The following is a 10,031-nucleotide window of genomic DNA, read 5'->3' on the forward strand; positions in this document are numbered from 1 at the left end:
CGGCGTCGGCGGCCGCCCGCAGTTCGCGGACGATGCGGGCGGGGTCGGGGGCGGCGTCGTCGGGGTCGAGAAGGACGTAGCGCGCGCCGAGTGCCTTCTCGCTCCTGGCCAGTTGCTCGTGAGTGGCGTCCGTCGCGCTGCCCACGATCGCGAGTACGGGGGCGGGCGCGGGGCCCGAGGGGCGGATGCCCAGCTCCGCCGCGAGGGCCGCGCCGAAGGGACCGGAGTCCAGGGAGACCCAGCGCGTCCCGTCCTGCGCCGTCAACCGGGCTGCCGCTGCCGCGACCGTACGCAGGTGTTCGTTCTCGGTGGCGTCGCACACCAGGACGCCGGCAGGCCGCCGCAGGGCGTCCAGCACGGCGTCCGGCCCGTCCTCGACGACGTCGAGGGGGATCTCCGCGGTGGTGCGTGAGCTCTGCTCCCCGAGGACGGCGGCGATCCGCGAGTGCCGTACCGAGTCGAAGGGGTCGTGGGCGACGGGCGTACGGGTGAGAGGCACCCCGTCGACGAGGTGGATGCCGCCGACCGTCGTACGCCCGGCGTCCGGGAATGCCGGAACGGCCAGCACGCGCACGGGAGTTGACGGCTTGTCCGCCGTGACGGCGTCGACGGCCGCGTCGAGCTCACGGCCGGGGTTGCCGCGCAGGGTGGTGTCCACCCGCTTGACCACCAGGGACTCGCCGGCCGCCAGAGAGGTGACCTCGTGGACTGCGGCATAGCTCTGGGCGGCGGGGAAGTGACGGGAGCCGGTGTTGACCACGAGGACGTCGACGCCGTCGGCGTACCGGGGGATCTGAGCGAGGTCGCTGACCGTGATGGTGCGGAGCCCGAGCCGCGCGAAGAGCGCGCCCGTGGCATTGCTGCCGGTGAGGTCGTCGGCGACCACGAGAACCTGCGCCACGTGGTGCCCACTTCCCGCCCCGCACTTCGGGGCCACTTCGACTTGACTGATCCGCGCACTGTTTCTTGCGCGTTTCGTTCAATGAAGCCTCGATGTGGACGGTCTTCGCTGTCAAGGGGTGTGAGCAGATGCACGTGCGCGGAATTCCGCGCGGATCGCGCAACTACAGTGAAGATCCACTCGGTCGCCGGCGGGTGAACGCGCCAGCTGCGGGCCGAGGATGACGTCGCAGGTGGGGACGGCGGTGTCCGGAACTGCCGGCGTCGCGCACCCGCCGTCAGCGGTGCGCGGCCTGAACGGGCCGTGGAGGAGCGGGAGTCGGGACAGCAGTGAGCGGGCGCGTCACCGTGGTGCGCGCCCGCTGTGCGTCGTCTTTCGGTTGTGCCCGCTCCCGTGCGGGCGGGCAGGCCTGTTGAGGCGGTGTGGCCGAGTCGGCGTCGCTACGAGCGGCCGTGTCCCCCGTGCTTGTCGCCCTCCTCGATCGTCCCGCCGTACTTGCCCTGCACCTTCGCGAGCTTCGAGGGGGGCTCGCCCACGACGATCCAGCGGGAGCCTACGAGGTAGGTGCCGCCGTAGGCCTTGGAGAACTCCAGGTAGTCCCTCTTGGCCTTGTTGTCCTTGAAGGTGACCATGGTGTAGCGCTGCTTGCCGATGTCGCAGATCCCTTGCCGGAAGTCCTCGACCTTCCCCTTTCTCAGCTTCGCCTTGCAGCCCACGGCGGACGCCAGCTTCTCGACGGTGGGCGGCTTGGAGGACACCGTGGCGGCGGCGTCGCCGTCCCCGCTGCATCCGCCCAGCAGCAGCACGGCCGAGGCGGCCGCGAGTGCCGGGAGAGCGAGCCTGCGGATCTGCCGTCCTGACCTGGATCCCCGCGGCGGCGAACTCTCGTCGCGTCGCTGGGCGCGGTCGGCATGAACCGTGGGCAACTCGTCTTTCATCGGTGCTCCCTGGGAAGGAGAAGATCCTCGGACTCTAGGTCGCACGTACGAGGCGGGGCCGTATTTGTCACCAGAGCGAAAAGTTCACGGACGGCCCGGGGCCGTGCACGACCGGGTTCACCCGGGTCACGCGGCTCGGGTCGTCAGGCACGCGAGGCCGCGGAGGCGTCACCCGAGGTGAGGTAGGCGATCACCATGTCGCCGAGCATGGTGCGGTAGTGCTCGTGCCGGTCGGCCGCGGTGAGGTCGCGGCCGAAGATCGTACGGAACGTGTACCGGTTGGCCACCCGGAAGAAGCAGAACGAGCTGATCATCGCGTGCAGATCCAAGGCGTCGATGTCGCTGGTGAAGACCCCGTCGGCGCGGCCCGCTTCCAGGATGCGCTCGATGACCGTGATCGCGGGGGAGTTGAGCGTCCCGAGCGTCGAGGATGCGGCGATGTGCTCGGCCTCGTGGATGTTCTCGATGCCGACGAGACGGATGAAGTCGGGGTGGGCCTCGTGGTGGTCGAAGGTGAGCTCGGCCAGCCGCCGGATCGCGGCCACCGGGTCCAAGTGCTCGACGTCCAGCTCCTGTTCCTGGCTGCGGATGACCGCGTACGCCTGCTCCAGCACCGCCGTGAACAGCTGTTCCTTGCTGCCGAAGTAGTAGTAGATCATCCGCTTGGTCGTCCGGATCCGGGCGGCGATCTCGTCCACCCGCGCGCCCGCGAAGCCCAGCCGCGCGAACTCCGTGGTCGCGACCTTGAGGATCTCCGCCTTCGTCCGCGCCGCGTCTCTCGTGCGCTTGGCGGGCTGTGACGGCTGCGGGACGGCGGCGACCATGCGGCTCCTCGTCGGATTCGGTGAGTCGCCCGCCAGTCTAGGAAGGTCGCGCAGCGGCTTGCCCGGACCGCTCATACGGTGCCGTGCTGGGCGGTGTGCTGGGCGGCGAGACGGACGGTCGCGTTGCGCGCCCCGTAGCCCCGGTAACCGCCGGTGCGCTGCACGACTTCGAAGAAGACCCTGCCGAGGGTGGCCGTGTAGAAGTGGAGGAACTCGCCGTCCTCGTCCCTGTCGTAGAGGATGCCCAGTTCGCGAAAGGTGCCGAGGGTCTCCTGCGGCAGCTCGTGGAGGGCGTCGAGGTCGTCGTAGTAGTTGGCGGGTACGGGCATGAGCGCGGCGCCGCACTCCCGTACCCGGCGCGCGGTGGCGACGATGTCGTCGGTGGTGAGCGCTATGTGCTGTGAGCGGGTGGCTTCTCCGTCCGGGCTGGGGGCGACGTTGAGCGCGATGCGCAGGCTGCCGTCGGAGTTGGCGACGGCGCGGCTGCGGAAGAGCCCGTAGGGGTCGGCCAGGTCCTGGCTCTCCTCGGGATTCAGGCCCAGCACGCTGCGGTAGAAGAGGGCCGCCTCGTCGAAGTGGTGCCAGGGCTGGGTCAGGGCGATGTGGTCGATGCCCGAGATTCCCGTGCTCCCCTTCCCCGCCCCCTCCGGGGCTTCGCTCTCCGCGGGGGCGAAGTCCTCGGTCCAGCTGGGATGGTCGGTGCGCCCGGTGCGGCAGAAGAAGAGTTCGGTGCCGTCGGGTGCGGCGACGGCGTCCAGCGGCGCCTCCCGCGGCCCGCGGCGGCGTGGCACCACCGGAGCGAGTAGGGTCTCCGCGCGCCGTACGGCCGCTCCCGGATCAGGCGACTCCAGGCCGACGGCGGCCAGGGTCGGACCTGAACGGCGGTCGGAGCCGGAGGAGTTGAGCAGTACGCGCGCCTCCCCCTGCTCCCACAGCTCGACCGGCTTGGCGGTGTGACGGCCGGTGCGTGCGAAGCCGAGCGCGGTCAGCAGGCCGCGGAGCGGTTCGGTGTCCGCCGCCGTCAGCTCCGCGAAGGCGAATCCGGACGGTACGACGGGGGCGGGAGGAGCGCTCAGCCCGGCCGATTCCTCCAGTGCGAGCAGGGAGCGCATGGCGTCGACGGCGGTACGTCCCGCATCGGCCTGGCGGAAGACGTCGTTGAAGACCTCCAGGGAGAGCGGCCCCCGGTATCCGGCCTTGACGGTGTGCGTCAGCAGGCCGGCGACGTCCAGGCCGCCCTGTCCGGGGAAGCAGCGGTAGTGGCGGCTCCACTGGAGCACGTCCATGGCCATCAGCGGTGCGTCGGCGAGCTGCAGGAAGAAGATCTTCTCGCCGGGGATCTCCTCGATGCCTGCGGGGTCCGAGGAGCGGGAGAGGATGTGGAAACTGTCCAGGCAGGTCCCCAGAGCGGGGTGGTCCGCCTCTTCGACCAGTCGCCACGCGTGGTCGAAGGTGCTGACGTGCCGCCCCCAGGCCAGCGCCTCGTAGGCGATGCGGATGCCGTGCTGGTGAGCGCGGTCGGCGAGCAGGTGCAGCTGCTCCGCCGCGAGCGCGTCGTCGTCGACGGCGTGCGGGGAGACGCTGGAGCAGACGAGGAGCAGATCCGCGCCGAGCCGTTCCATCACGGCGAACTTGCTCTCCGCACGCCGGAGGTTGCGTTCGAGCAGGTCCTGGGGGACGGCTTCGAAGTCGCGGAAGGGCTGGTAGAGCTCGACTGCCAGACCGAGATCCGCGGCGCGCGACCGTACGTCCTCGGGCGTGAGCGGCGAGGCGATCAGATCGTTCTCGAAGATCTCGACGCCCTCGAACCCGGCTGCGGCGATGGCGGTGAGCTTCTCCGAGAGCGATCCGCTCAGAGACACCGTGGCGATGGACTTGCGCATGATGTGCTCCTCGGTTCCTCAGGATGCCGGGGTGCCGACGAGGTCGGCGAGGTCCTCGAGCATCCGGTCGGTGTGCGGTTCCAGGCCGGTGAACAGCCGGAACGCGTCGGCTGCTTGGAACGCGGCCATGCCGCCGCCGTCGAGAGTGCGGCAGCCCGTCCGCCTGGCCTCGCGCACCAGTTCCGTCTCCAGCGGGCGGTAGACGACCTCGGCCACCCACAGGTCGGGGCGCAGCAGCGACGCCGGGAGCGGAAGCCCGGGATGGGCCGCCATGCCGACGGGGGTGGCGTGCACGAGGCCGTCCGCGCCTGAGAGTTCACCGGCGAGCGACTGCGGGGCGACGGGCGTGACGCGGCCCTGCCCGAAGCGCCCGTTGAGTGCCGCCGCGAGCGACTCCGCCCTGGCCGGTTCCGTGTCGACAAGGGTGAGCCTGCCGGCGCCGAGCCGGAGCAGCGCGTGCGAGACGGCTGCTCCGGCGCCGCCCGCGCCGAGTTGCACGACGCGGTCCACCGGCGCACCGGGCAGCCCGCGGGAGAAGGACTGGGCGAACCCGGTCACGTCCGTGTTGTGGCCGACCGCGCGGCCCGCGCGGAAGACCACGGTGTTGACGGCGCCGAGTTCGGCCGCGTCGGGTGCCAGTTCATCGAGGTGGGCGATGACCGACTGCTTGCAGGGATGGGTGATGTTGAGCCCGTCGAAGCCCACCGACTGTGCGGCGCGCAGCAGTTGGGCGGCGGCGTCCGCCACGCCGGTGTCCGGCTGCGCGTCGAGGTCGATGGTGCGGTAGAGCAGACGCAGCCCGTGCCGGTCGGCCTCGCGTTCGTGCAGGAAGGGACTCAGCGAGGGGCCGATGCCGGAACCGATCAGGCCGGTCAGGTACGACGGTGATCCGGGAGAGGTCAACTGATGATCGCCCCGCTCAGCCGGTCAGGGAGGACTCGGACCCGGGCCGGGAGGCGAAGGAGCCCTTGGCTCCCGCGTCCTTCCTCAGACCGAGCTCGGACGTCGGGACCCGGTGGGTCTCGCGGGCAGTCGCCACCGCGATCGCGCTGACGGCGCAGATGGCCGCGGTGAAGGTGGCGACGCCCATCCAGCCGTCTCCGCCGGGGCCGGCGATCTGTTCGGCGAAGCTCACGGCGAAGCCGGCGATGGCGAAGCCGATCTGGGTGCCGACGGCCATGCCCGAGAGCCGTACCTGCGCGGTGAACATCTCGCCGTAGAGCGAAGGCCAGATGCCGTTGGCCGCGCTGTAGACGACGCCGAACAGCACGATGCCGGTCAGCAGCACCAGCGGGAAGCTGCCCGTGGATATCGCCCAGAGGTAGACGAAGATCATGACGCCGGATCCGATGGCGCCCGTCAGGAAGACGGGCTTGCGGCCGATCCGGTCCGACAGCTTGGCCCACAGGGGGATCGCGCCCAGGGCGACGCAGTTGGCGAGGACGCCGGTCCACAGCATCGAGGACTCCTCCATGCCGCCGGCGTCGCTGGTGGCGAAGGAGAGGGCCCAGACGGTGAAGATGGTGCTCACCGTCGCGACGAGGGCTCCAGCTACGACGCGCAGCACGTCCGCCCAGTGGTGACGGACCAGCTCGACCAGCGGCAGCTTGGCCACCTCGTTGCTCGCCGAGACCTGCTTGAAGACCGGGGTCTCCTCCAGCTTGCGGCGGATGATGTAGCCGGCCACGGCGACGAGCGCGCTCAGCAGGAACGGGATGCGCCAGCCCCAGGTGTAGAGCTGGTCGTCGGGGAGCGCGGCGACGGGGATGAAGATCAGGGTGGCCAGGATCTGGCCGGCCTGCGTGCCGTTCAGGGTGTAGCTCGCGTAATAACCGCGTCGGTGCTCGGGGGAGTGCTCCAGCGTCATCGAGTTCGCGCTGGCCTGCTCGCCCGCGGCCGAAAGGCCCTGCAGCACGCGCATGAGGACGAGCAGCACCGGGGCGACGGTGCCGATCTGGGCGTACGTGGGCAGGCAGCCGATGAGGAACGTGGAGACGCCCATCATGATCAGCGTGAGCACCATGATCTTGCGCCGGCCGAGCCTGTCGCCGAAGTGCCCCAGGATCAGCGCGCCCACGGGGCGGGCCGCGTACGCGACGCCGAAGGTCGCCAGTGAGATGAGCGTCGCCGTGGCGGGGTCGTCGGGATTGAAGAAGACCTTGGGGAAGACGAGCGCCGCGGCGCTGCCGTAGATGAAGAAGTCGTAGTACTCCAGGGCGCTGCCGATCCATGCGGCGAACGCGGCCTTGCGTGGCTTGCCCTGTTCGACAGGGGGCTGGGTCGAAGCACCAGCCGAGGGTTCGGACACGTGACTCCTCCGGATACGGCCCGGCATTCCGCTGCGGGAACGGGGTGAGCGGTGTGGTGTGCGGGTGTCGTGCGCTGCTGTTGCCTGCGGCGACGTGGGGACGGCGCCGGAGCGCTCACTGCGGGGCCTCCTCGAGCGTAGGGGCCGGGCGGCTCTCCCGGTCCGCCCGAGACGGATAGTGAACGCACTAGATAGTTAATTAGCTGCCGAGGATGCTGCGCCCGGCGGCGTCCGCTGTCAATACCCCGCGTCGGATCGATCCGCCCGCGGACCTGCTCCGGGGGTCCGGCGCGGCTGGGCACCGGCCTCGCTTTGGCATCGGGACGGGAAGGAGCACCATGAATGCGAGGGGTCGTTTCCGGTGCCGTGGCCCGTGGACCCCAGGGTCGTCACGGTGCCCGGGACCCGCAGTACGACCGCCGGAGGTGCGAGCGGTGACCACGTTCATGGACGTCCACCACGGAATGCACGACATGACACCGGAGCAGCTGGACGAGGCACATCGGGCCGACCTCGCGATCGAGGGCGACGAGGACGTGCACTTCGCGCACGCCTGGGCCGACACGGATTCCGGAACCCTCTTCTGCCTCTCCGAGGGACCCTCCGCCGAGGCCGTCCGGCGTGTGCACGAACGGGCCGGCCATCCGGCGGACGAGATCCATCCCGTGACGCTGAGCGTGTGACAAAGACGCTGTCACGGCCGAGGAGGCGGCAGGCCGGGTGAAGGAAGACCGTGACCGGTGAGCCCTACGGAGCAGGAGGCAAGGTCATGACTTTCGTCCAGATCATCGAGTACGAGACGAACCGCGAGGACGAGGTGAACAGCATCCTCGACCAGTGGATGGCCGCCACGGAAGGCAAGCGCACCGCCCTCCACGAGCTGCACACGCAGGACCGGGACAAGCCCGGCCACTGCGTCGACATCGTCGAGTTCCCCTCCTACGCGAAGGCGATGGAGAACAACGACCTGCCGGAGACCCGGCGCGTGGCCGAGCAGCTGCGGGCGCTGTGCACCGGCGAGCCCAGGTACCTGAACCTGGAAGTGGCCCGCGAGGAGTCCCTGGGAGTCTGAGCCTGGACGACGCCGTGGCCGGTCCCCGGGCCTCGGAACCGGGGGCCGGTCGTCCGGCCGGGCAGCGCATGCCGCTCCGGAGAAGCGTGTGAACTGCCCGCCGGGTGCGGGCAGTCGGTGGGTCAGCGGCCGGCGAGGGCGAGCGTGGGCTGGTGCGCGAGCAGGGGCTCGATGAGGCCGTGCTCGTTGGGGTAGTCCATCGGGACGATGCCGAGACCGCGCCAGCCGGAGTTGTCGGGGGACGAAACGAGGTCGCGGACGCGGGGGTTGAGACGGTCCGCGTTGGAACGCGGCGGGAGAAGAGCCGCCGTGCTGACGAAGTTGACGTAGAGCTTGCCGGGTTGGGTCACTGCCTTGCGGAAGTGGTCCTCGATCAGCGGGTACTTGGCTCCGGGCTCCTCCATGTACGCGTCCTGGATGTCGAAGAGTCCCGCGTCGCCGTAGCGCACGCCCGGCAGCCCGTCGGAGTCACCCAGCAGCACCACCTTGCCGCGAGCGTCGCCCAGGGTGGGGAGCGCGGCGTCTAGACGGAAGAGGGACCGCCAGCCGCGTCCGTCCAGATAGTCGTCGAAGACGGTCTTGAACTGCTCGGCGCTCTCCTCCGAGTACTCCTGCTTCACCCGCATCAGGACCGTCTCCGACGGCCGGGCGGCGAGGAAGTCGCGGCAACTGCCCAGTACGTCGTCGAAGTTGAGGTGCTGGTAGGAGGGGCCGTGGTGGATCGCGAAGGAGCCGTCGAAGAGGCGGCAGCGGATGTCGAGGAAGCGGACGCCGCCGGTGAGCTGTGCGGGGATGCCGGTGTTCTGGCACTCGGTCCACGGACCGCCGTACTGCGCACCGGAGTTGTGCGTGCCGGGGATGGTCAGCTCGTGCAGGAGCGCACCGTCCGGGAGCTGCGACATCCATGAGTCCGGGACGGGGGCCCGGGCGCCGGCGGCACTCGCCGTACCCGCGGCGGCGGTGCTCATGAGAGTGGTGGCCGAAAGGGCGGTCAGCGACGTGAGGAAGTGCCGGCGTCTCATGGTCATGCTCAAGACAAGCACGAATCGACGGGTTGCCACAGAGCGTCTTCGGCCAGGCGGCACGGCGTCCGGCATTGCCGCCTGACACCGCGTCTGCGGCCGCTGCAGGGCGAGCCGGGCAGACGCGTCACATCCCTGTGAGCGCCTCGCGCAGCCGCGCCGCCATGTCCGCCGACTCCTGCGGCGTCACCGCCAGCACGCCGTTCTCCGTCATGAGGGCGTGGAACTGCTGCTGCCCGTACGGGACGCCTTCGGGCAACGCCGCGATGTGCCAGTGCAGATGGGCGTTGCCCTGCTGGCTGCCGAGCGAGAGCAGATACGTCCGCTCCGGCGCCAGCACGTCCTCGACGGCCAGGGCGACCCTGCGGACCACCCCCATCAGCCGCAGATACGCCGCCTCGTCCATGCCGCTGACGACGTGTTCGATGTGACGCTTCGGAGCGACCAGGACCTTGCCCGCAAGAGTGGGGAAGCGATCCAGGAAGGCGATGGTCTCGTCGTCCTCGTAGACCGTCTCGTGGCGGAACTCCGGCTCTCCCGCCACGAAGGCGCAGACGAAGCACGGGCCTGAGCGCGTGCGCTCCTCATACGCCCGCAGGTCCATCGGGCGGCGTTCCGTCACGTGACTCACCCTCTCCCTCTCCAAGGACGGCGAGCTTCGCGTTGATCGCCGTGTCCAGCTCCGTCATCGTGCGGCAGAACGACGCTTCGAGATCGACACCGTAGCGGTGGGCGAGGATCAGCACCGACCAGAGGCAGTCGGCGAGTTCGTGCTCGAGCGCGGCCCGCCCGCCGGGGATCTCACGGGCCCCCTCCTGCGCCATGACGAGCTTCGCCAGGTCTCCGACGTCGCCCGTGAAGCCGAGCATGAACTCCTCCCGCGTCCAGACACGGCCCCGCTCACGGCGGTTGAGTTCGTCGTAGAGATCGTGGATGTGCATCGCACGGCTTCGCAGCTCGTCCAGATTCATCCCTCCACCGTCCACTCCCAACGAACCTCGCCCTCGTGCATACGGTCGGTCGGTGCGAGCCCCGCGGCGGCGGCCACCCCGGCGGACGCCGCGTGCTCCGGGTGGATGTGCG

General features: G+C 70.1%; 11 protein-coding genes. 2 read left to right on the forward strand and 9 right to left on the reverse strand.

The annotated features are described in order from the left end of the window. From H5J26_RS24275 to H5J26_RS24300, 6 genes are all read right to left on the reverse strand, one after another. Window positions 1-901 (reverse strand): four-carbon acid sugar kinase family protein (locus tag H5J26_RS24275; RefSeq protein WP_181768082.1); only part of this gene is annotated, 901 nt, incomplete at its 3' end. A gap of 440 nt (window positions 902-1,341) precedes the next feature. Beyond that, window positions 1,342-1,839 (reverse strand): hypothetical protein, encoded by a 498-nt coding sequence (locus H5J26_RS24280; protein ID WP_181768083.1) that lies wholly within the window; start codon window positions 1,837-1,839, stop codon window positions 1,342-1,344. A gap of 143 nt (window positions 1,840-1,982) precedes the next feature. Next, the gene (locus H5J26_RS24285) at window positions 1,983-2,663 is read right to left on the reverse strand and encodes a TetR family transcriptional regulator (protein ID WP_181768084.1); all 681 of its coding nucleotides are present in this window, start codon (window positions 2,661-2,663) and stop codon (window positions 1,983-1,985) included. Between the two features lie 71 nt (window positions 2,664-2,734). Next, window positions 2,735-4,546 (reverse strand): bifunctional sugar phosphate isomerase/epimerase/4-hydroxyphenylpyruvate dioxygenase family protein, encoded by a 1,812-nt coding sequence (locus tag H5J26_RS24290; RefSeq protein ID WP_181768085.1) that lies wholly within the window; start codon window positions 4,544-4,546, stop codon window positions 2,735-2,737. A gap of 18 nt (window positions 4,547-4,564) precedes the next feature. After that, a complete protein-coding gene (locus tag H5J26_RS24295) occupies window positions 4,565-5,449 on the reverse strand; it encodes a shikimate dehydrogenase (protein ID WP_181768086.1) in 885 nt (294 codons plus the stop codon). Window positions 5,450-5,465: 16 nt separating this feature from the next. Next, complete coding sequence (locus tag H5J26_RS24300; protein WP_309238053.1) at window positions 5,466-6,854, reverse strand: MFS transporter; 1,389 nt, start codon at window positions 6,852-6,854, stop codon at window positions 5,466-5,468. A 434-nt stretch (window positions 6,855-7,288) separates the two neighbouring features. Between H5J26_RS24300 and H5J26_RS24305 the strand changes: the two genes are divergently transcribed. Together H5J26_RS24305 and H5J26_RS24310 are read left to right on the forward strand one after the other, a co-directional pair. Then, window positions 7,289-7,537, forward strand: a complete 249-nt coding sequence (locus H5J26_RS24305) for an SCO4226 family nickel-binding protein (protein ID WP_181768088.1) — start codon at window positions 7,289-7,291, stop codon at window positions 7,535-7,537. Window positions 7,538-7,623: 86 nt separating this feature from the next. After that, window positions 7,624-7,926 (forward strand): hypothetical protein, encoded by a 303-nt coding sequence (locus H5J26_RS24310; RefSeq protein ID WP_181768089.1) that lies wholly within the window; start codon window positions 7,624-7,626, stop codon window positions 7,924-7,926. Between the two features lie 122 nt (window positions 7,927-8,048). Here the strand turns inward: H5J26_RS24310 and H5J26_RS24315 are convergent, their stop codons facing one another. The 3 genes from H5J26_RS24315 to H5J26_RS24325 form a co-directional block, all read right to left on the reverse strand. Beyond that, the gene (locus H5J26_RS24315) at window positions 8,049-8,948 is read right to left on the reverse strand and encodes a phosphatidylinositol-specific phospholipase C (protein ID WP_181768091.1); all 900 of its coding nucleotides are present in this window, start codon (window positions 8,946-8,948) and stop codon (window positions 8,049-8,051) included. A gap of 127 nt (window positions 8,949-9,075) precedes the next feature. Continuing rightward, window positions 9,076-9,570 carry an HIT family protein gene (locus H5J26_RS24320; protein ID WP_309238054.1) on the reverse strand — a complete coding sequence of 165 codons (495 nt, stop codon included), beginning with the start codon at window positions 9,568-9,570 and terminating at the stop codon, window positions 9,076-9,078. Further along, entirely contained in the window at window positions 9,533-9,919 is a 387-nt protein-coding gene (locus H5J26_RS24325; RefSeq protein WP_181768090.1) for a MazG nucleotide pyrophosphohydrolase domain-containing protein, read from the reverse strand. The genes H5J26_RS24320 and H5J26_RS24325 overlap by 38 nt, the downstream gene beginning before the upstream one ends. Window positions 9,920-10,031: the final 112 nt, after the last annotated feature.

It is taken from the genome of Streptomyces albidus (ex Kaewkla and Franco 2022), from assembly GCF_013870515.1.
In the GTDB taxonomy this organism is placed as follows: Bacteria; Actinomycetota; Actinomycetes; order Streptomycetales; family Streptomycetaceae; genus Streptomyces; species Streptomyces albidus.

Excerpts from the sequence above, each read along its gene's own strand:
- H5J26_RS24285 (WP_181768084.1), bottom strand. The coding sequence starts at position 2,663 with ATGGTCGCCGCCGTCCCGCAGCCGTCACAGCCCGCCAAGCGCACGAGA.
- H5J26_RS24315 (WP_181768091.1), bottom strand. The coding sequence starts at position 8,948 with ATGAGACGCCGGCACTTCCTCACGTCGCTGACCGCCCTTTCGGCCACC.
- H5J26_RS24325 (WP_181768090.1), bottom strand. The coding sequence starts at position 9,919 with ATGAATCTGGACGAGCTGCGAAGCCGTGCGATGCACATCCACGATCTC.
- H5J26_RS24290 (WP_181768085.1), bottom strand. The coding sequence starts at position 4,546 with ATGCGCAAGTCCATCGCCACGGTGTCTCTGAGCGGATCGCTCTCGGAG.
- H5J26_RS24280 (WP_181768083.1), bottom strand. The coding sequence starts at position 1,839 with ATGAAAGACGAGTTGCCCACGGTTCATGCCGACCGCGCCCAGCGACGC.
- H5J26_RS24310 (WP_181768089.1), top strand. The coding sequence starts at position 7,624 with ATGACTTTCGTCCAGATCATCGAGTACGAGACGAACCGCGAGGACGAG.